Source organism: Lysobacter enzymogenes (assembly GCF_900106525.1).
Lineage (GTDB): Bacteria > Pseudomonadota > Gammaproteobacteria > Xanthomonadales > Xanthomonadaceae > Lysobacter > Lysobacter enzymogenes.
In genome coordinates this window covers 598,575-618,134 of sequence record NZ_FNOG01000003.1, presented here as the reverse complement: position 1 = coordinate 618,134, position 19,560 = coordinate 598,575, and the positions used below count along the sequence as shown (strand labels likewise).

General features: G+C 70.4%; 18 protein-coding genes. 10 read left to right on the top strand and 8 right to left on the bottom strand.

Annotated elements, in window-relative coordinates; all coding sequences use genetic code 11:
* Positions 1–2 precede the first annotated feature (2 nt).
* Genes dapD through map form a run of 3 tightly spaced genes read right to left on the bottom strand, consistent with a single transcriptional unit; the run spans position 3 to position 4,350 of the window.
* Positions 3–926: a 2,3,4,5-tetrahydropyridine-2,6-dicarboxylate N-succinyltransferase gene (gene dapD / locus BLU84_RS10515; RefSeq protein ID WP_425479357.1), complete on the bottom strand. Its 924-nt coding sequence runs from the start codon at positions 924–926 to the stop codon at positions 3–5.
* Complete coding sequence (gene glnD / locus BLU84_RS10510; protein ID WP_074866168.1) at positions 902–3,577, bottom strand: [protein-PII] uridylyltransferase; 2,676 nt, start codon at positions 3,575–3,577, stop codon at positions 902–904. The genes dapD and glnD overlap by 25 nt, the downstream gene beginning before the upstream one ends.
* Positions 3,574–4,350 (bottom strand): type I methionyl aminopeptidase, encoded by a 777-nt coding sequence (gene map, locus BLU84_RS10505; RefSeq protein WP_074866165.1) that lies wholly within the window; start codon positions 4,348–4,350, stop codon positions 3,574–3,576. Before map ends, glnD begins: the two co-directional genes overlap by 4 nt.
* A 173-nt stretch (positions 4,351–4,523) precedes the next feature.
* Between map and BLU84_RS10500 the strand changes: the two genes are divergently transcribed.
* The 3 genes from BLU84_RS10500 (at position 4,524) to tsf (ending at position 7,353) form a co-directional block, all read left to right on the top strand.
* Positions 4,524–5,030: a hypothetical protein gene (locus BLU84_RS10500; protein ID WP_074866162.1), complete on the top strand. Its 507-nt coding sequence runs from the start codon at positions 4,524–4,526 to the stop codon at positions 5,028–5,030.
* A 328-nt stretch (positions 5,031–5,358) separates the two neighbouring features.
* Complete coding sequence (rpsB, locus tag BLU84_RS10495) at positions 5,359–6,204, top strand: 30S ribosomal protein S2 (RefSeq protein ID WP_074866160.1); 846 nt, start codon at positions 5,359–5,361, stop codon at positions 6,202–6,204.
* A 270-nt stretch (positions 6,205–6,474) separates the two neighbouring features.
* Complete coding sequence (tsf, locus tag BLU84_RS10490; protein WP_074866154.1) at positions 6,475–7,353, top strand: translation elongation factor Ts; 879 nt, start codon at positions 6,475–6,477, stop codon at positions 7,351–7,353.
* A 152-nt stretch (positions 7,354–7,505) separates the two neighbouring features.
* Here the strand turns inward: tsf and BLU84_RS10485 are convergent, their stop codons facing one another.
* The 3 genes from BLU84_RS10485 to BLU84_RS10475 all read right to left on the bottom strand — a co-directional run bounded on the left by BLU84_RS10485 (position 7,506) and on the right by BLU84_RS10475 (position 9,117).
* Positions 7,506–7,922: a hypothetical protein gene (locus BLU84_RS10485; protein ID WP_211664521.1), complete on the bottom strand. Its 417-nt coding sequence runs from the start codon at positions 7,920–7,922 to the stop codon at positions 7,506–7,508.
* Between the two features lie 19 nt (positions 7,923–7,941).
* Entirely contained in the window at positions 7,942–8,349 is a 408-nt protein-coding gene (locus BLU84_RS10480) for a hypothetical protein (protein ID WP_083382483.1), read from the bottom strand.
* Between the two features lie 75 nt (positions 8,350–8,424).
* On the bottom strand, positions 8,425–9,117 hold the full coding sequence (locus tag BLU84_RS10475; RefSeq protein WP_074866646.1) for an AIM24 family protein: 693 nt from the start codon (positions 9,115–9,117) through the stop codon (positions 8,425–8,427).
* Positions 9,118–9,336: 219 nt separating this feature from the next.
* On the opposite strand from BLU84_RS10475, the gene pyrH reads away from it, so the two are divergent.
* Positions 9,337–10,059, top strand: coding sequence for a UMP kinase (gene pyrH / locus BLU84_RS10470; RefSeq protein ID WP_074866151.1), 723 nt, complete (start codon positions 9,337–9,339; stop codon positions 10,057–10,059).
* 142 nt (positions 10,060–10,201) lie between these two features.
* On the opposite strand, the gene BLU84_RS10465 is transcribed toward pyrH, so the two are convergent.
* Positions 10,202–12,463 (bottom strand): M56 family metallopeptidase, encoded by a 2,262-nt coding sequence (locus BLU84_RS10465; protein ID WP_074866148.1) that lies wholly within the window; start codon positions 12,461–12,463, stop codon positions 10,202–10,204.
* A gap of 1 nt (position 12,464) precedes the next feature.
* Positions 12,465–12,851, bottom strand: a complete 387-nt coding sequence (locus tag BLU84_RS10460; RefSeq protein ID WP_074866145.1) for a BlaI/MecI/CopY family transcriptional regulator — start codon at positions 12,849–12,851, stop codon at positions 12,465–12,467.
* A gap of 217 nt (positions 12,852–13,068) precedes the next feature.
* Here BLU84_RS10460 and BLU84_RS10455 point away from each other — a divergent pair, with 217 nt between their 5' ends.
* From BLU84_RS10455 to rseP, 6 genes are all read left to right on the top strand, one after another.
* Positions 13,069–14,265, top strand: a complete 1,197-nt coding sequence (locus BLU84_RS10455; RefSeq protein WP_074866140.1) for a cation diffusion facilitator family transporter — start codon at positions 13,069–13,071, stop codon at positions 14,263–14,265.
* A gap of 354 nt (positions 14,266–14,619) precedes the next feature.
* Complete coding sequence (frr, locus tag BLU84_RS10450; protein WP_074866137.1) at positions 14,620–15,177, top strand: ribosome recycling factor; 558 nt, start codon at positions 14,620–14,622, stop codon at positions 15,175–15,177.
* A 155-nt stretch (positions 15,178–15,332) separates the two neighbouring features.
* Positions 15,333–16,100 carry a polyprenyl diphosphate synthase gene (uppS, locus tag BLU84_RS10445; RefSeq protein ID WP_074866133.1) on the top strand — a complete coding sequence of 256 codons (768 nt, stop codon included), beginning with the start codon at positions 15,333–15,335 and terminating at the stop codon, positions 16,098–16,100.
* Positions 16,097–16,951: a phosphatidate cytidylyltransferase gene (locus BLU84_RS10440; RefSeq protein ID WP_074866130.1), complete on the top strand. Its 855-nt coding sequence runs from the start codon at positions 16,097–16,099 to the stop codon at positions 16,949–16,951. The genes uppS and BLU84_RS10440 overlap by 4 nt, the downstream gene beginning before the upstream one ends.
* A 4-nt stretch (positions 16,952–16,955) precedes the next feature.
* Positions 16,956–18,140, top strand: a complete 1,185-nt coding sequence (gene dxr, locus BLU84_RS10435; protein ID WP_074866128.1) for a 1-deoxy-D-xylulose-5-phosphate reductoisomerase — start codon at positions 16,956–16,958, stop codon at positions 18,138–18,140.
* A 16-nt stretch (positions 18,141–18,156) separates the two neighbouring features.
* Positions 18,157–19,515, top strand: a complete 1,359-nt coding sequence (gene rseP, locus BLU84_RS10430; RefSeq protein WP_074866126.1) for an RIP metalloprotease RseP — start codon at positions 18,157–18,159, stop codon at positions 19,513–19,515.
* Positions 19,516–19,560 lie beyond the last annotated feature (45 nt).

Below are 19,560 nucleotides of genomic sequence, written 5' to 3'. Positions count from 1 at the left end.
GCTCAGTCCGCCAGGCCGCGCAGCAGTTCGTTGATGCTGGTCTTGGACATCGTCTTCGCATCCACCTGTTTGACGATCACCGCGCAATACAGCGAATGCGATCCGTCCTTGGCCGGCAGTTGGCCGGATACGACCACGCTGTACGGCGGCACGTAGCCGTAAGAAATCTCGCCGGTGGCACGATTGTAGACGCGGGTGCTCTGGCCCAGGAACACGCCCATGCCGATCACGCTGTGGTGGCCGACGACGAAGCCTTCGACCACTTCCGAACGTGCGCCGATGAAGCAGTGGTCTTCGATGATGGTCGGCGAGGCCTGCAGCGGTTCCAGCACGCCGCCGATGCCGGCGCCGCCGGACAGGTGGCAGTGCTTGCCGATCTGCGCGCACGAGCCGACCGTGGCCCAGGTGTCGACCATGGTGCCTTCGCCGACGTGCGCGCCGATGTTGACGAAGCTCGGCATCAGCACCACGTCCTTGCCGATGTAGGCGCCGCGGCGGGCGATCGCGCCGGGCACGACGCGCGCGCCGAGCTTGCGGAAATCGGCTTCCCCAAAGCCTTCGAAGCGCGCCGGCACCTTGTCCCAGAACGGCGCCGGGTCGGCCTCGACCACCTGCATGTCGTTGACCCGGAAGTACAGCAGCACCGCCTTCTTGAGCCACTCGTTGACCTTCCAGCCGCCCTTGCCGTCCGGCTCGGCGACGCGGAACTCGCCCTGCTCCAGGCCCGAGATCACCCGCTCCACGGTCGGCCGGGTCGAGCCTTCGACCTCGTCCGGGGTCAGCATGGTGCGGCGCTCGAAGGCGCTGTCGATCATGAACTTGAGTTCGTCGGCGCCCGGCGCCTCGGGCTTCTTCTTGACCGACTTGGCGGCCTTCTTGGTCGTCTTCTTGGGGGCGGGACTCATCGGCTTTCTCCTTCGAGGCAGGCCAGCAGCGCATCGCGCAGGGCCTGCTGTTGCGTTTCGTCGAGCGCCAGGTCGCGCTCGTCGGTGATCTGGAATACGTCCTCGGCGCGCTCGCCGAAGGTGGCGATGCGCGCGTCGTAGACGCGCAGGTTCTGCCGGCGCAGGGTCTGGGCGACATCGGCCAGCAGCCCCGGGCGGTCGGTGCAGACCAGGCTCAGCATGGTCCGCGGCCGCGCCTGGTCGTCTTTGTGATAAGCGGAAAACTCGATCTGCGGGGCGATGCGGAAATGACGCAGATGACGCGGCTGGGCGCGCCGCGCCGGGCGGATCTTCTCCAGCGGCCCGGCCAGCGCCGCGGCCAGCCGGCGCTCGACGTCCTCGGCGCTGGGCGGCTGGCGCGGATCGGTCGGCACCACTTCGAAGGTGTCGAAGATCGCGTTGTGCGGGCCGTCGAGCACGCGCGCCTGCTGGATCGCCAGGCCGAGCCGGTCGAGCGTGGCGACGATCGCCGCGAACAGGCCGTCGCGGTCGGGCGAATGCACGAACACTTCCAGCGCGCCGGCATGGGCGCCGCCGTGCGCGCTGACCGGCCGCGCGCGCACCCGGGTGTCGCCGAGCGCGACGCCGCGCAAGGACGCCGCCTGCCACGCGATCTGGTCGGGCCGGCCGCGCTGGAACGCGATCTGCGGCATGCGCGCGAACAGCGCGGCGATGTCCTCATCGCGCGCGCCGAACGCGGCAAGCATCGCGTGCGCGGCCTCGCGCGTCTCGGCCGCGCGCTCGGCGCCCGCGACCGGATGCTCCAGACCGCGGCGCAAGGCCAGGCGGGTGGCGGTGTACAGATCGGCCAGCAGCCGGTCCTTCCACGCATTCCACAGCTTGGGCGAGGTGCCGGCGATGTCGGCGCAGGTCAGCAGATACAGATGATCCAGATGCTCGCGATCGGCGACCTTGCTGGCGAAGCGGTGGATCACCTCGGGATCGGCGATGTCCTGCTTCTGCGCGGTCACCGACATCAGCAGGTGCTGGCGCACCAACCACTCCACCAGCGCAGTGTCGGATTCGCTCAAGCCCATGGTCGTGCCGAACGCACGCGCATCGTCGCCGCCGAGTTCGGAGTGGTCGCCGCCGCGGCCCTTGGCGATGTCGTGGAACAGCCCGGCCAGCAGCAGCAGTTCCGGCTTGCGCAGGCGCGGCCACACTTCGTGGGCGATGCTGAAACGCTCGTCGGCCACGCCGGAAGCGAAGCGCGCCAGATTGCGCAGCACCGCCAGGGTGTGCTGGTCGACGGTGTAGACGTGGAACAGGTCGAACTGCATGCGTCCGGAGACTTTCGAGAACGCCGGAATCCAGCGCCCGAGCACGCCCAGGCGCGCCATGCGTTCCAGCGCGTGCACCGGATGCGGGCCGCGCAGGATTTTCAGGAAACGCTCGCGCAGCGCCGGCTCGGCCGCATCGAAGCTCGGCACCTTGGTCAGCGCTTCGGCCAGCGCGCGCGCGGTGCGCGAGTGCAGGCCGCGGATCTCGTCGTGCGCGGCCCAGGCGGCGAACAGGCCGAACACGTCGTAGGCGTCGTTGGGCCAATGCGGGTCGCACGCGGCGATGTATTCGCGGCGCAGTTCGAAGGCATCGAACGGCGCGGCCAGCGGCGCCGGCGCGGCCTCGCCTTCGATCTGTTCCTCGAACCGCTGCAGCAGGCGCTCGCCGACGCGCTGCACCAGCGCGGCGCTGCGATAGAAGCCCTGCATCATCTGCTCGACGGCGAGGTTGTCGGCGCTGTCGACGTGGCCCAGGCGCTCGGCCAGCAGCTTTTGATAATCGAAGCGCAGCCGCTCCTCGCGCTTGCGCGCGACCAGGTGCAGGCCGAAGCGCAGCCGCGACAGCGCGCGGCGCTCGCGTTCCAGCGTCGCCCATTCGTCGGCGCCGAGCTGGCCGATGGAAACCAGCGATTCCAGATCGGAGGTGCCGATGATGCGCAGCGCCATCCAGTGCAGGGTCTGCACGTCGCGCATGCCGCCCGGGCCTTCCTTGAGGTTGGGCTCGAGGTTGTCGGCGGTGTCGCCGTAGCGCGCGTGGCGCTGGCGCAGTTCGTCGCGCTTGGCGAGGAAGAACTCGCGTGCCGGCCACACTTGCGACGGCGCGATCGCCGCCTGCAAGGCCATGCGCGCGACCGCATCGGCGGCGATCGGGCGCGCCTCCAGCATCGCGGTCAGCACGGTCAGGTCGCTGCCGGCTTCGGTGCATTGCGCGGCCGAACGCACCGCGTGGCCGACCGGCAGGCCGGCGTCCCACAGGCTGGCGAAGAAGCAGCCCAAGTGCTCGGCCTGCGCCGCCTGGGCTTCGGGTTCGGCCAGCACCAGCAGGTCGATGTCCGACTGCGGGAACAGCTCGCCGCGGCCGTAGCCGCCGACCGCGAACAGCGCCAGCGGCGCGTCGCTGGCGATGCAGGCGCGCCAGGCCGCGCGCACCTGCGCGTCGACCGCGTCGGCGCGCGCGCGCAGCAGTTTGTCGATGTCGGCGTCGCCGCCGTTGTCGAAGCGCTCGGCCAGCGCGGCGTCCACCGCCGCGAGCGCGGCGCGGATCGCGGCGGGACTGCCGGGCGCGGCGTCAGCGGCGGCCTCGGCCGCCGCCGCGGGCGTCGCCGAGCGTTCGTCGGCGACGGGGCCGGTCATAGGTCGTTGTCGTCGCCGGGCACGCGGGTCAGGATTTCGACCCCGTCTTCGGTCACCGCGACGGTGTGCTCCCACTGCGCCGACAGCTTGCGGTCCTTGGTCACCACGGTCCAGCCGTCCGGCAGGGTCTTATGCCGGTAGGTGCCTTCGTTGATCATCGGCTCGATGGTGAAGGTCATGCCGGGAACCAGCTTGATGCCCTCGCCCGCGCGGCCCACGTGCAGCACCTGCGGCTCTTCGTGGTAGACCCGGCCGATGCCGTGGCCGCAGTAATCGCGCACCACGCTGAAGCGCTCGGCCTCGGCGTAGGTCTGGATGATGTGGCCGATGTCGCCGAGGGTGGCGCCCGGCTTGACGAAGCGGATCGCGCGGAACATCGCCTCGCGGGTCACCTCGACCAGGCGCTTGGCCATGACCGAAGGCGTGCCGGCGAAATACATGCGGCTGGTGTCGCCGTGCCAGCCATCCTTGATCACGGTGACGTCGATATTGACGATATCGCCGTCCTTGAGGATTTTCGTGTCGCTGGGGATGCCGTGGCAGATGACGTTGTTGACCGAGGTGCACACGGTCTTGGGAAATCCCTTGTAGCCGACGTTGGCCGGGATCGCCTTCTGCACGTTGACGATATGGTCGTAGCAGATGCGGTCCAGCTCGCCGGTGCTCACGCCCGGCTTGACGTAAGGAGCGACGACCTGGAGCACCTCGGCGGCCAGGCGGCCGGCGACGCGCATCTTCTCGATGTCTTCGGGGGTCTTGATGGAAATGGCCATGTCGGCATTATCGCTCATTCAGGCTGTCGGGATCACCGCACCGTACGGTCCGCAGCGTGCCGGGACGGGGGGATTGAAACGATCTCACACGAAAAAGAGACCGCAAAGCCGTCGCACGCCCGGATCGCCGTTGCCCGCAACGACCAGCCCCCTCGCTCCCTTCCGCCCGCTTCATGGACGACCTCATGGCCAGCGTTACCCTGCACCTGGAAGAAATCACCGCGGAAGCCGTAGCGCACCAGACCGCGCAAATCCTCGGCATCGAACACTGGCCGCACCACAACCCCGGCCCGCGGAGCTACTGGTTCGCCTACCTGCTCGGCCTGCGCCTGGAAATCTACGATTTCACCTACGAAGTGACCTATGCCCGGGATTTCTGCCGCGAACGCGGGATCCAGGACGAAGGCGACTACATTCCGGACGGCTCGCCGGGAACGTTCTATACAAGTGTCGAGCTCGCGGCCCCCAACGAATCGGCGGCCGCCGACTATGTCTACTGCGTCGCCGACACCCTGGCCCGGCACCTGTCGCGGACGCCTGGCGTCACGGTCCTGTGCGTGCTGGACGGACAGGACTTGCCCAGCTTCGTCTACCGCGGCGGCGGCCTGCTCGAACCGGCGCCTCACCCTTGGGGCAGGTATCACAGCGAATTGAGATGGCAACCGGTCAACCCGGCTTGACGCCCGCCCGGGTCCGCACAGCGCCCGTCCCACGCAAAGTTGCCCGCGACGCCCGCTGCGGTTAAACTTCCGCGGCTCTGCGACCGGGCCGCTCATTCCCGAGCCCCGACCGCAGCCGTCCACGCCGGACGTCACCGGCGAATTCACACCTGCCGCCATCCCCCGTGCCGGGGTGCCGCCCAGGGCCGGAGCCGCAAGCTCCGCCCGCAGCGGTTCGGACACGGAAGCGACAGGGAGGCCCAACCCCGGAACCACGCGCCCGCGCTCGCCGCGGACGCAGCGCCCACACCTATCAAGGCGCCGGTTCCCTTGCCTTCGGAGTTTTGCAATGCCCCAGATCACCATGCGTCAGATGCTGGAAGCCGGCGTCCACTTCGGCCACCAGACCCGTTACTGGAACCCCAAGATGGGTCCGTACATCTTCGGCGCGCGCGGCAAGATCCACATCATCAACCTCGAGAAGACCGTTCCGCTGTTCAACGACGCGATGAACTTCATCTCGGGCATCGCCCAGAAGCGCGGCACCATCCTGTTCATCGGCACCAAGCGCTCGGCGCGCGAGTCGATCAAGGAAGAAGCCGAGCGTTGCGGCATGCCGTTCATGACCCAGCGCTGGCTGGGCGGCACCCTGACCAACTTCCGCACCGTCAAGCAGTCGGTCTCGCGCCTGAAGGAACTGGAAGCCGGCGAAACCGACGGCACCTTCCAGAAGATGGTCAAGCACGAAGTGCTGGGCCTGCGCCGCGAGCGCGACAAGCTGGAAGCCTCGCTGGGCGGCATCAAGGACATGAACCGTCTGCCCGACGCGCTGTTCGTGATCGACATCGGTCATGAAGACATCGCGATCAAGGAAGCCAAGAAGCTCGGCATCCCGGTCATCGCCGTGGTCGACACCAACTACAACCCGGAACTGGTCGACTACGCCATCCCGGGCAACGACGACGCCATCCGCGCCGTGCAGCTGTACGCCCGCGCCGCCGCCGACGCCGTGCTGGAAGGCAAGGCCGCTGCGCCGAGCGCCGGTGGCGTGCGCGAGGAAGAGTTCGCCGCCGCCGAAGCCGGCAGCGAAGAAGCCGGCAAGGACGACCGCAAGGCTCCGCGCGGCCGCGCTCCGGCCAAGAAGCCCGCTGCCGCTCCGGCCGCCGCCAAGCCGGACGCCGCTGCCGCCGAGTAATCGGCCGGCAGTCGCCGCACCGTCATGCAGCCGCGCGACACTGCGCGGCTGCGACACCCGCATCCCGCTCCTGCAGGAGCGGCGTAAGCCGCGACGAACGAAGCTCCGCGCGCGAACCATCGAGGGCCCCATCCGGTCCTTGCGCGCGAATCGGAGCGAAAGGCTGGCCGAACACCATCGCTCCGGCCGATTTCGCGCATTGCGTCGACTCGATTCGTCGCGGCTTACGCCGCTCCTGCAACGAGCCACACGAATACCCGAGGTAATCTCATGGCTGAAATCACCGCTTCCCTGGTCAAGGAACTCCGCGAGCGCACCGGCGCCGGCATGATGGAGTGCAAGAAGGCCCTGACCGAAACCAACGGCGACCTGGAAGCCGCCGTCGAGTGGCTGCGCAAGTCCGGCGCCGTCAAGGCCGAGAAGAAGGCCGACCGCGTCGCCGCCGAAGGCCGCATCGCGGTCGCCCAGGACGGCGGCAAGGCCGTGCTGGTCGAGATCAACTCGGAAACCGACTTCGTCGCCAAGGACAGCAACTTCCTGGCCTTCACCGACGCCGTCGCCCAGATCGCCCTGACCTCCGGCGCCGCCGACGTGGACGCCCTGAAGGCCGCCAAGCTGCCGAGCGGCGAGACCGTCGAGGAAACCCGCGCCGCGGTCATCGCCAAGGTCGGCGAGAACCTGCAGGTGCGCCGCATGGTCCGCCTGGAAAGCGCCAACAACATCGCCGCCTACGTGCACGGAGGCAAGATCGGCGTGCTGATCGAGCTCAAGGGCGGCGACGCCGAGCTGGCGCGCGGCATCGCGATGCACGTCGCGGCGATGAACCCGCCGCACATCAAGGCTTCCGACGTCCCGGCCGAGTTCGTGGCCAAGGAAAAGGAAATCGAGCTGGCCAAGATGTCGGACAAGGACAAGGCCAAGCCGGCCGACATCCTGGAGAAGATCATCAGCGGCAAGATCGCCAAGATCGTCAACGAGGTCACCCTGTACGGCCAGCCGTACGTGCTGAACTCGGACCAGACCGTCGAGCAGGCGGTCAAGGCCGCCGGCGCCGACGTGGTCAGCATGACCCGTCTGGTCGTGGGCGAAGGCATCGAGAAGGTGGTCGAGGACTACGCCGCGGAAGTGGCCAAGGCGATGCAGGTCTGATCCTGGCCCTGCCTCCCGAGGCGTAGGCCGCAGTCCGGCCTGCACCCACGAAAAACCCGCCGCAAGGCGGGTTTTTCGTTTCGACGCAGGCAAATCCGGCCCGGCCTGCGTCGCGGGATTCGTTCAAGCCGCCCGCGCGCCGACCTGCGCGATCAACCGGCCATCAGCACGATCCACTTGCCGTGCACCCAGCCCGACCTGCACGGGCCTCGATACGCCTGGCGCTTGCCGATCGGCGAGCCCACCCCGCAACGGCCGAGCCGCGCATCGCGGTAGACCACCGCGATCCAGTCGCCGCGCTGGTCGCACATCATCACCTCGCGGCCTTCGGGCAGTTGGTCGGTCATCGCATACGCCGCGCCGGGGCCGTTGCGCACGGCCAGGAAGCCGTCGCCGTCGGCCTTGAGCCCGCGCACTTCACCGAGCGAGCCGCAGGCGTCGAGCACGTCGTTGCCGCCGACCATCACCGGCACCGCGCGCGGCGGCGCGGCGTCGGCCAGCAACGCCGGCAGCAGCAACGCCAGCGCCAGCAGCGCGGTTTTGCCGGAGGTCATCGCAGTGCGCTGCATCGCCCTCTCCTTCGCGGCTTCAACCGGCGACCACTTCGATCCAGGTCGTGTTGACCCAACCGGATCTGCACGGGCCGCGGTAGATCTCGACCTCGGCGATGGCCCCACTCACGCCGCACTCGCCGGCGTCCGCGCCCGGCGCTGCGTACACCACGGCCGTCCAGCCGCCGCGGCTTCCGCACAGATAGACCAGCCGCCCGTTGCCGAGCTTGTCGAGCATCCGGTAGTCGGCGCCGGGCCCGGCGCGCACGGCGAGAAAACCGTCGCCGTCGGCCTTGAGCCCGCGCACACGCCCGCTCGAACCGCAGGCGTCCCACTCCACGCTGCCGCCGACTTGCACCGGCACCGCGCGCGGCGGCGCGGCCTGGGCCAGCATCGCCGGCAGCATCAGCGCGGCCGCCAGCCGCGCCGCTTGGGTCGTTTTCATCGCAAAGCTCCTTCTCGCGTCGAATCCGATCGCGAACGCGCCGCCGCAGCGGCGCGCCCGTGGCGGCGGCGCCGATCAGTCGGCGTGCTGGAAATAGATCTCTTCGTACGGCTGCACCACCACCCAGCCGGTGCCGGCGAACTTGAGCTGGATGCTCTCGCCCGAGCCGCGGCCGAACAGCGTGCCCAGCGAGATGTCGGTGACGATGTCCGGGCTCAGCCCGCCCGACCAGGCCACGGTGGCGTTGGGATCGGTGAACACCGGCTGGTCCGGCGTCACCGCCAGGGTCAGCGGCTCGTAGTGCGAGGTGATCGCGACCACGCCGCTGCCGCTGAGCTTGATGTTGAACAGGCCGCCCGACATCATCCCGGCGACCTTGCGCATCATCTTGATGTCGGACGCGATGCCGTCCTCGAAGGCCAGCACGTCGTTGCCGTTGACGAAGATCGACTCGCCGTTCAAGCGCAGCAGGGTGATCTTTTTGCCGGCGTCGGCGACGTAGACCCGGCCCTGGCCTTCCATCTTCATCAGCTGGGTGCCTTCGCCGCTGATCGCCTTCTTCAGCAGATTGCCCAGCCCCTGCTCCATCAGGCCCTGGCGCACGAACTTGACCCCGCCGCGGTAGGCGACCATCGAGCCGGACTTGGCCCAGACCCGGCCGTTGAGCTTGACCTCCAGCAGGTGCGAACTTTCCAGCTCGAACGCCTCCGGGCTGAGGTCTTTCTGCTTGGAGCTCTCGAGGAATTCGTTGAGGTTCTTGATCGTCACGTAGCCATCTCCTTGGGTGGTGCGCGGCGCGCCCGGGGGCGGCGCGGGCCGCGGCGGTTCCTGTGGCGGACCTGCGGCGGCGATCATACAGGCTGAACGAGACCGGCCGCCGGCCCCGGCGCGGACGCGAAAGCGCCGCGGCCGGCCCATTCCCGCACGCCGCGGGCGCCGGGCTTGGGCTACAATTCCGGCCGTTTTCCGCCTCCCCCGAGATCGCCCATGTCCCAGCTCGCCTATCGCCGTGTCCTGTTGAAACTTTCCGGCGAGGCGTTGATGGGGGACGAGGACTACGGCATCGACCCCAAGGTCATCGGCCGGCTCGCGCGCGAAGTCATCGAAGTGCAACAAGCCGGCGCCGAAGTGGCGCTGGTGATCGGCGGCGGCAACATCTTCCGCGGCGCGGGCCTGGCGGCCGGCGGCATGGACCGGGTCACCGGCGACCAGATGGGCATGCTGGCCACGGTCATCAACGCCCTGGCGATGCAAGATTCGCTGGAAAAGCTCGGCGCCAAGGTGCGGGTGATGAGCGCGATCAAGATCAACGACGTGTGCGAGGACTACATCCGCCGCCGCGCAATCCGCCATCTGGAAAAGGGCCGCATCGCCATCTTCGCCGCCGGCGTCGGCAGCCCGTTCTTCACCACCGACTCGGGCGCGGCGCTGCGCGCGATCGAGATCGGCGCCGACCTGCTGCTCAAGGCGACCAAGGTCGACGGCGTGTACGACAAGGATCCCAAGAAGCACAACGACGCGGTGCGCTTCGACAAGCTCAGCTACGACGAAGTGATCACCCGCGACCTGCAGGTCATGGACACCGCCGCGTTCGCGCTGGCGCGCGACAGCGAACTGCCGCTGCGCATCTTCGACATGAGCCAGCCGGGCGTGCTGTTGAAGATCCTGCGCGGCGCGGACATCGGCACGCTGGTGCAGGGCCGCGGCTGAGGCTGCACGGCCGCGTTGCCGCAAGAAACAAGCGAAACCAACGGCCCCGGGCGCGCTGCGACCGGGGCCGTCGTTTTATCCGGGATGCGCCGGGCGGCCGTCGCCGCGACACGCTGGCGAAGCGAGCCCGCCGGCGCGCGGCTCAGATGCCCGCGTCGGCCAATTCGCGCTGGAACTGGCGCATCGCCTCATCGGTGGCGCGCAAGGCTTCGCGCCGCATCGCGGCGTTGGCCGGCCCGGCGGCCTGCACGGCGGTGGCGGCCTCGCGGCTGACGGCGTGCATGTCGATCGCCTGCACGGCGCGGCGGGCGGTGTCGGCGAAAGCCAGCAAGCGCGCCTGATCGGCCGCGCCGATGCGGCCCTCGCGCTGCGCCTGGACGATCTGGCGATGCGCCTGCTGGGTCTCGCGCATGGCTTGTTCGATATCGCGCTGCCACGGCCCCGATTCCGACGCCTGCCGGCTCGCGGCAAGCGCGGCCTGACGGTTGCGCTCGGCGTTGCGCTGCGCCTGATCGGCATTGCGCTGCGCTTGATCCGCATCGCGCTGGGCCTGCTCGCCGTTGCGCCGGGCCTGATCGGCGTCGCGGCGGGTCTGGTCGTCGTTGCGCCGGGCTTGTTCGGCGTTGCGGCGCGCGATCTCCGCGTTGCGCTGCGAGGCCTGCGCGTCGCGACGCGCCAGCTCGCCGTTGCGGCGCGCCTGTTCCGCGTCGCGGCGGGCCCGCTCGCCGTTGCGGCTGGCCTGCTGCGCATCGCGCCGGGCCTGCTCGCCGGCGCGGCGCGCGTCGTCGCCGGCGCGGCGCGCTTGCTCGGCATCGCGCAGGGCCTGTTCGCGGTCGCGCTGGCCCTGGGCGCGCGCCTGCGCGGCTTCGCGCAAGGCCTGGTCGGCGTCGCGGCGGGCCTGTTCGGCATCGCGCAGCGCCTGGGCATGGTCCTGCTGGGCCTCGCGGCGCGCGCGTTCGCCTTCGGCCTGGGCGCGGCGGGCGTCCTGCTCGGCCTGGCGCCCGGCGCGCTCGGCTTCGCGGCCGGCCGCTTCGGCCTCGCGCATCGCGCGTTCGGCCTGGACTTCGGCCTGGGCCGCTTCGACCTCGGCCCGCGCCGCGTCGCGCTGCAGCGTGTCCAGGTGCGCGCGGGTGGCGGCGTCGCGCACCGGCTCGTAGCGGCCGTCGTCGCGCACGCGGAAGTACTGTCCGTCCTTGATCGCCCACACGCGCGGGTCGCCGTTGTCGATCTCGGTGATGCGCTGTTCGCCGGCGGCGGACTTGCCGTGATGGATGGTGACTTTGGACTCCTCGCGCACAGCGGCGGTGCCGGCGGCGGCCGCGACCGGCGCGACCGTCACGGTCATCGTCGCCGCCGCCGCTTCGGCCGCGGCGGTGACCTTGTACGGCACCAGTCCCAGCACCGCCACGGCGGCGGCCAGGGCCACGCCGCCCAGGCGCGCGGGGGAAGTCGAGTTCTGCAGCATGGTCAGTCTCCGTTTGAGCACGGTGTAGGTGGGCGACGCGCCGGCCAGCGCCGTCGCCGGACGCGGCGCCACGCCCAGGCGCAGCAGCAGCCGGCCGTAGTCGTGGGCGGCGTAGCGGCGGCTGTCGAGTACGGCCGCGTCGCAGGCCTGCTCGCGGGCGATCGCGTATTCGCGCGCGATCACGTGGGCGAGCGGGTGGAAGAAGAACAGGTGCCGCGCCAGCGCCGGCACCCAGCCCCACCACAGGTCGCGGCGGCGCAGATGGGTGAGTTCGTGATGCAGGGCCATCGCCAGTTCGTCGTCGCTGAGCTGGGCCAGCTGGCGCTGCGGCAGCAGCACCGTCGCCGGCGGGCCGACCAGTTGCGGCGAATCGATCTGCGCCGACACCCGCAGCGGCGGCAAGCGGCGCAGGCCGAGGCTGGCGCCGAGGTTGCGGTAAGTGCGCAGCGCAGGCGCGTGTTCGCAATCGTGCGCGGCGGCGACGCGGCGGCGCACGCCGAGATAGCTGCGCACGCCGAACACGGCCAGCACGATCACGCCGGCCAGCCACAGCGCGGCGAACAGCGCCGGCCACGCCAACCAGTCGGCCGCCAGCGTCGCGGCGGCGGGCGCTGCGACGGCTTCGCCGCGCGCGGCCAATTCGCGCGTCACCAGGAACGGCAACTGCGCCGTCGGCGACAGTTGCGGTGCGGCCGGTGCGGCCACCGCTTCGGCGGCCTGCCGCCATTGCGCCGGCAGCAGCGGCAGTTCCAGCGGCGCCGGCCACAGCGCGCCGAGCAGCAGTTGCAGCGAGGCGCACCACCACAGCCAGCAGCGCACCGCCGCGCTCGGCCGCAGCCAGCGCACCAGCAGCACGATCGCCGCGACCAGCAGCAACGATTGCAGACCCGCCGCGAGCAAACGCGGCAACCAGACTTCGCCGATCCATTGAAGCGTCATGTCAGTCCTCCTTGCGCCGCGACTGCAGATCGGCGACCAAGCTTTCCAGTTCGGCCAGTTCCTGATCGCTGACATCGGCGCGCTGCGACATCCACGCCACGAACGGCGACAGCGAACCTTGCAAGGTGTTGGCGACGAAGCTGCCGACCGCCGAACGCATCACGTCGTCGGCCGGGGTCTGGGTGGCGTAGCGGTACACGCCGCCGGCTTTGCGCCGGCGCAGGTAGGACTTGGCCCGCAGCCGCTCCATCATCGTCAGCACCGTCGAGCGGGCCAGCCCGCGCGCTTCGCCGAACTCGGCGGCGACCTCGCCGACCGAAGCGTCGCCGCGCTCGGAGATGTGGTTCAGCAGCGCCAGTTCCTGGTCGCCGATCGACTTGCGGGCCATCGCTTGCGCCTTGTAGCTACAGTTGTAGTCAACTGTGCCGGTGACTACAGCTGTCGTCAACGTGACTGAAGTCATGGGGAGGGGTTCGGCGTGGCGGGCTCGGCATTGGGATTCGCCCCGGCCCACGAGGGTTTAATCCGGCCTTGCGAGACCCGCCGGTCCGCTCGCCGCAGCGCTGTAATAGTGTTCGCGGCGGCGGCCGTGACAGCATTCGCCCATGCACTCGCACAGCCATTCCCACGGTCATTCCCACGGCGGCCACGGCCACCACCACGGCCTGCAAAGCGGCACCCGCGCGTTCGCGGTGGTGACCCTGATCAACCTGGCCTACACCGCGCTGGAAGCCGGCTACGGCTTCTGGACCAATTCGCTGGCGCTGTTGTCGGACGCGCTGCACAACCTCGGCGACGTGCTCGGCCTGGGCCTGGCCTGGGGCGCGGCGGTGCTGGCCCAGCGCCTGCCGACCGACCGCCACACCTACGGCTGGCGCCGCGCCACCCTGCTGTCGCCGTTGGCCAATGCATTGCTCGTGGTGGGCTTCTCCGGCGCGCTGGCGTGGGAGGCGATCCGCCGCTTCGATGCGCCGCCGCAGATTCCGGCGCTGCCGGTGATTCTGGTCGCCGCGCTCGGCATCGCGGTCAATCTCGGCGCGGCGTGGATGGTGCGCGACGGCCACGACCACGACCTCAACCGCCGCGGCGCGTTCTTGCACCTGATGGCCGACGCCGCGGTCTCGCTGGCGGCGGTGCTGGCCGGCGCGGGCATGTGGCTGACCGGCTGGGAATGGCTGGATCCGGCGATCGCCCTGCTGATCGGCGCAGTGGTCGCGGCCGGCGCGTTCGGCCTGCTGCGCGAGAGCTTCAACGCAGCGATGGACGCGGTGCCTTCGAACATCGACCGCGGCGAAGTCGAAGCGCTGCTGCTGGCCCAGCCCGGCGTGCTCGCGGTCCATCACGTGCACATCTGGTCGCTGGGCGCGGGCGAGATCGCGATGACCGCGCACATCGTGCGTCCGGACGATCGCGACCACGACGTGTTCATCGACACGCTCAACCGCGAGCTGGACCGGCGCTTCAACATCAACCACCCGACCCTGCAGGTCGAGCACGGCGGCGCCTGCGAGCACGACCGCCACGACCGCGCGCCGCACGGCCACGCGGCGCGGGCGCACGGCGGGCACGATCATGGGCATGCCGGTCACGACCACGATCACGACCACGAAGGTCACGATCATGGCCATGACCACGGCGGCCACGATCACGACCACGACAAGCAGCACGCCTGCGCCGGCCACGACCACGCCGGTCACGCCCACAGCCACGACGACGAGGCCGACCGCCTCGCCCAGGCGCGCGAACGCGAGCGCGAGCGTCACGACCACCCGCGCCAGCACAGCCACGACCCGCGCGGCTGAGCCCCGATGTTGCAATGCAGCGCGGGCCGGCCCCGCGCCGCGGCCCTGCGCCCAAGCCTGGCCGACGCCCGCCAAACCGTGATCGCCGCAGCGCCCCGGAGCACCCGCGGCGCCCGCGGATCTCGCCCCATCGCAGCGATCCGCGCGCCCTGACGCGCCTCACACGACGCCGGGCCGCACCCGTTTGCGCCCGCGTAAACGCCGCTTTTGCGCCGCTCGCGACGCCTGCGCGCCGCCCCGGCGCGCGCCCGCGCGGCCCCGCCTGCGGCCGACGTGGTCCGCAAAACCGGCCCGAGCCCATATAATCCCGCGATTACCCTTGCAGTTACCGTTACGAAAGGACCGGAGCCGGCGATGCTCAACGACATCAAGAAAGACGCACAGAACCGCATGGCCAAGAGCGTGGAAGCCTTCCGCCACGATCTGACCAAGGTCCGCACCGGCCGCGCCTCCACCGCGCTGGTCGACCACCTGAAGGTCAACTACCACGGTTCGGAGATGCCGTTGAACCAGGTCGCCAGCGTCCAGGTCAGCGACGCGCGCACCCTCACCATCACCCCGTGGGAGAAGCAGATCGTCGGCGCGGTCGAGAAGGCCATCCTCGCCTCCGACCTGGGCCTGACCCCGAACACGGCCGGCACGGTGATCCGCATCAACCTGCCGGCGCTGACCGAAGAGCGCCGCAAGGAGCTGACCAAGGTCGTGCACAGCGAGAGCGAGAACGCCAAGGTCGCGATCCGCAACATCCGCCGCGACGCGATCCACCAGGCCAAGGAACTGCTCAAGGACAAGAAGGTCACCGAGGACGAGCTGCGCGGCTTCGAGGGCGACATCCAGAAGATCACCGACAACGCGATCAAGGACGTCGACGGCGTGGTCAAGGCCAAGGAACAGGAACTCATGGCGGTCTGACGCCGTGCGCGGCGGTCCGGCACTGAACTTCCGCGCCGCGCGCGGGTCCAGTCCCCCGGCCTGCCGCGACCGGCTCGCCGCCGGCCCGCGCGCCGCGGCGCGCCGGGCCGCTTCCTCGCCCGTCCTTCCCGCCTGAGGTTTCCGTCATCGGCGCCATGCCTTCCGAGCCCGCCACCGCCGCGCCCGCACGCATCCCGCGCCATCTCGCCGTCATCATGGACGGCAACGGCCGCTGGGCCGAGCGCCGGCGCCGTCCGCGCATCATCGGCCACCGCGCCGGCGCGCGCGCGGTCAACGTCTGCATCGATTTCTGCATCGCGCGCGGCGTCCAGGCGCTGACCCTGTTCGCCTTCTCCAGCGAAAACTGGGGCCGGCCCGAGGACGAGGTCGGCGGCCTGATGAAGCTGTTCCTCAACGCGCTGGAGCGCGAGGTCGAGGAACTGCACCGGCGCGGCGTGCGCGTGCGCTTCATCGGCGAGCGCGACCGCTTCTCCGACAAGATCCGCGAACGCATGGCCGCGGCCGAGCGCCAGACCCAGGCCAACACCGTGCTGCACCTGACCATCGCCGCCAGCTACGGCGGGCGCTGGGACATCGCCCAGGCCGCGCGCTCGCTGGCCCAGGACGTGGCCGCCGGGCGGCTGGCGCCGGAGGCCATCGACGAAGGCCTGCTGTCCGCGCGCATGTGCCTGGCCGACCTGCCGCCGCCGGACCTATTCATCCGCACCGGCGGCGACACCCGCATCAGCAACTTCCTGCTGTGGCAGCTGGCCTACACCGAACTGTGGTTCACCGAAGCGCTGTGGCCCGAGCTCGACGCGGCCATGCTGCAGCGCGCGCTGGACGAGTTCGCCGGGCGCGAACGCCGCTTCGGCCTGACCGGGGCGCAGATCGCGTCCCAGACCAACGAGACCGTTGAATGACCCAAACCCGCCTGATTGCCGCGCTGGTGATGGCTCCCGTGGCGATCGCCGCGATCTTGCTGCTGCCGACCCCGTGGATGATCGCCGCGGCCGCGGTGGTGTTCCTGGCCGGGCTGTGGGAGTGGTTCGACCTGGCCGAGATCGAGGACACCCTCTCGCGCACCGTGCTGCTGGTGGTGCACATGGCGCTGATGGTGGCGATCGTGTGGGCCTCGCGCGGCGGCGGCGCCGGCGACCCGGCCCAGGCGCCATCGATGGTGCTGTTCAAGATCGCCTCCCTGGTCGGGGTGATCTGGTGGCTGCTGGCGCTGCTGTGGCTGCAGCGCTTCAACTTCGCCAGCGACCACCGCACCTATGCGCGCATGTTCAAGCTGGCCGCGGCCGCGCTGAGCGTGATCCCGGCCTGGTGCGCGCTGACCTGGATCCACGCCGACGGCCCCAACGGCCACTGGTGGCTGCTGACCGCGCTGGCGGTGGTGTGGGCGGCCGACTCGGGCGCGTATTTCGCCGGGCGCAAGTTCGGCATGCTCAAGCTGGCCCCGCGGGTCAGCCCGAACAAGACCGTCGAAGGCCTGATCGGCGGCGCCGTCGCCGGCGTCGCAGCCGGCGTCGGCCTGTCGCTGCTGGCCGGCGCGACCGTCGCGCAACTGCCCTGGGTGGCGGTGGTGTCGCTGGTCGCGGTGCTGTTCTCGGTGGTCGGCGACCTGTTCGAGAGCCTGCTCAAGCGCCATGCCGGGGTCAAGGATTCCGGCCACCTGATTCCGGGCCACGGCGGCGTGCTCGACCGCATCGACGGCGTGCTCGCCGCGCTGCCGGTGTTCGCCCTGGGCAAGGCCATTTTCGGGTTCTGAGCCGATGACGCTGCCTTCGCGCAAGGTCGCCGTGCTCGGCGCCACCGGTTCCATCGGCGCTTCGGCGCTGGACGTGATCGCCCGCCACCCGCAGGCGCTGAGCGCGAGCGTGCTCGCCGCCGGCGGCAAGGTCGAGGCGCTGCTGGCGCTGTGCGAGCGCCACCGCCCCGAACACGCGGTGATCGCCGATGCCGCCGGCTTCGACGCGCTGCGCGAGGGCCTGCGCGCGCGCGGCCTGGACACGCAGGCGCACTGCGGCAGCCAGGCGCTGGACGACCTGGTCGGCTCCGACGCCTGCGACACCGTGGTCGCCGCGATCGTCGGCGCCGCCGGCCTGGATTCGACCCTGGCCGCCGCGCGCGCCGGCAAGCGCCTGCTGCTGGCCAACAAGGAATCGCTGGTGTTGGCCGGCGAACTGCTGATGCGCGCCGCGCACGAGGCCGGCGCCTGCATCGTGCCGATCGACAGCGAGCACAACGCGATCTTCCAGTGCCTGCCCGACGCCCACGCCCACGCCGGGCTGCGGCGGATCCTGCTGACCGCCTCGGGCGGGCCGTTCCGCGGGCGTACACGTTCCCAATTGGGCGAGGTCACGCCCGAACAGGCGGTCGCCCACCCGAAGTGGTCGATGGGCCCGAAGATCTCGGTCGACTCGGCCACGCTGATGAACAAGGGCCTGGAAGTGATCGAGGCCCACCACCTGTTCGGCCGCCCGGGGCTGCCGATCGAGGTGCTGGTGCACCCGCAGAGTCTGGTCCATTCGCTGGTCGAGTTCGTCGACGGCTCGACCCTGGCCCAGCTCGGCCTGCCGGACATGCGCACCTCGCTGGCGGTCGGCTTCGGCTGGCCGCGGCGGATCGAGTCGGGCGTGGCCGGGCTGGACCTGCTGGCCCACGGCAAGCTCGAGTTCGAACCGCCCGACCTGGACGCCTTCCCCTGCCTGCGCCTGGCCTTCCAGGCCCTGGCCGCGGGCGGCACCGCGCCGGCCACGCTCAACGCCGCCAACGAAGTGGCCGTTTCAGCCTTTCTTCAGCGGCGCGTAGGCTTCCTAGCGATTCCCGCGCTGGTCGAGGATACCCTCGCCGCGCTCCCGCCCACCCCGGCCAGCTCGCTGGCGGCGCTGCGCGAGGCCGATGTCCAGGCCCGTCGCCGCGCCGAGCAGGCGATCGGCCGCGCTGCCCGACCCTGACGAGCCTGATCCGGCCATGAGCGAAATCCTGGGCTCCCTGTGGTGGCTGATCATCAGCATCGGTTTGCTGGTGACCTTCCACGAATTCGGCCATTTCTGGGTCGCCCGCCGTTGCGGGGTCAAGGTCCTGCGCTTCTCGGTCGGCTTCGGCAAACCGCTGTTCATGCGGGTCGGCAAGGACGGCACCGAATACGCGATCGGCCGCATCCCGCTGGGCGGCTACGTCAAGATGCTCGACGAGCGCGAGTTCGAGATCGGCGAAGCGCTGCAGCCCTACGCCTTCAACCGCAAGCCGGTGTGGCAGCGCATCGCGATCGTCGCCGCCGGCCCGGTCGCCAATTTGATCCTGTGCGTGGCGTTCCTGTGGGGCATGTTCGTGATCGGCCGGCCCGATTTCGCCCCGGTGGTCGGCGCCAGCGCCGGCATCGCCGCCGAGTCTGGGCTGCGCCACGGCGACACCATCGAATCCATCGGCGCGCGCGCCACTCCGACCTGGAGCGAGGTGCAGATGGCGCTGATCCCGCACGCCCTCGACCGCGAGGACGTGCCGGTCAAGGTCCGCGCCGAAAACGGCAGCGAGCTGGTCCGCACCCTGCGCCTGTCGCGCCTGCCGGCGGTCATCGACGAGCGCCGCGCGGTCCAGGCCATCGGCCTGAGCGGCCGCCACGAACTGGTCCCGGCGGTGATCGGCCGGGTCGTGCCGGACGATCCGGCCTGGCGCATCCTGGCCGAGGGCGACCGCATCACCGCCCTGGACGGCGACCCGATCCCGAGCTGGAACGACCTGCCGGCCGCGATCGACCGGCTCGGCCAGCGCGGCGGCAAGGCCATGATCGAAGTCCAGCGCAACGGCGACCGCCTGGCACTGGAAATCCAGCCGGCACGGCTCCAGCGCGACGGCAAGGAGTTCTGGGGCTTCGGCATCGAGCCGGCGACCCCGGCCGCGCCCAAACGCGACGCGGTGCTGCGCTACGGCCCGCTGGACGCGGTGCCGGCCGCCCTGCGCGAGAGCTGGCACCAGGCCGGCGAGCTGTACGCGATGATCGGCCGCGCCTTCACCGGCCGGGTCTCGCTGCAGAACACCGTGGCCGGCCCGGTCACCATCGGCCGCGCCGCCAACGCCTACGCCAACAACGGCCTGGCCTGGTACCTGCAGCTGCTGGCCATGCTCTCGCTGAGCCTGGGCATCCTGAACCTGCTGCCGATCCCGATCTTGGACGGCGGACACCTGCTGTATTACCTTATCGAGCTTGTTAAAGGCAGCCCGGTCAGCGAGCGCGCCATGGCGGCCGGGCATTTCGTCGGCCTGGCGTTGATCGCGAGCCTCATGGGCCTGGCGTTCTACAACGACATCTTGAACAACCTGGTGCGCTGAATGCCGGCCTGACGCTCGCTCCTACGCTTCGCCCACGCCCTTTCC

Coding starts and splice junctions, on each gene's coding strand:
- glnD (WP_074866168.1), bottom strand. CDS start 3,577: ATGACCGGCCCCGTCGCCGACGAACGCTCGGCGACGCCCGCGGCGGCG.
- map (WP_074866165.1), bottom strand. CDS start 4,350: ATGGCCATTTCCATCAAGACCCCCGAAGACATCGAGAAGATGCGCGTC.
- BLU84_RS10500 (WP_074866162.1), top strand. CDS start 4,524: ATGGACGACCTCATGGCCAGCGTTACCCTGCACCTGGAAGAAATCACC.
- rpsB (WP_074866160.1), top strand. CDS start 5,359: ATGCCCCAGATCACCATGCGTCAGATGCTGGAAGCCGGCGTCCACTTC.
- tsf (WP_074866154.1), top strand. CDS start 6,475: ATGGCTGAAATCACCGCTTCCCTGGTCAAGGAACTCCGCGAGCGCACC.
- BLU84_RS10485 (WP_211664521.1), bottom strand. CDS start 7,922: ATGCAGCGCACTGCGATGACCTCCGGCAAAACCGCGCTGCTGGCGCTG.
- BLU84_RS10480 (WP_083382483.1), bottom strand. CDS start 8,349: ATGAAAACGACCCAAGCGGCGCGGCTGGCGGCCGCGCTGATGCTGCCG.
- pyrH (WP_074866151.1), top strand. CDS start 9,337: ATGTCCCAGCTCGCCTATCGCCGTGTCCTGTTGAAACTTTCCGGCGAG.
- BLU84_RS10465 (WP_074866148.1), bottom strand. CDS start 12,463: ATGACGCTTCAATGGATCGGCGAAGTCTGGTTGCCGCGTTTGCTCGCG.
- BLU84_RS10460 (WP_074866145.1), bottom strand. CDS start 12,851: ATGGCCCGCAAGTCGATCGGCGACCAGGAACTGGCGCTGCTGAACCAC.
- BLU84_RS10455 (WP_074866140.1), top strand. CDS start 13,069: ATGCACTCGCACAGCCATTCCCACGGTCATTCCCACGGCGGCCACGGC.
- frr (WP_074866137.1), top strand. CDS start 14,620: ATGCTCAACGACATCAAGAAAGACGCACAGAACCGCATGGCCAAGAGC.
- uppS (WP_074866133.1), top strand. CDS start 15,333: ATGCCTTCCGAGCCCGCCACCGCCGCGCCCGCACGCATCCCGCGCCAT.
- BLU84_RS10440 (WP_074866130.1), top strand. CDS start 16,097: ATGACCCAAACCCGCCTGATTGCCGCGCTGGTGATGGCTCCCGTGGCG.
- dxr (WP_074866128.1), top strand. CDS start 16,956: ATGACGCTGCCTTCGCGCAAGGTCGCCGTGCTCGGCGCCACCGGTTCC.
- rseP (WP_074866126.1), top strand. CDS start 18,157: ATGAGCGAAATCCTGGGCTCCCTGTGGTGGCTGATCATCAGCATCGGT.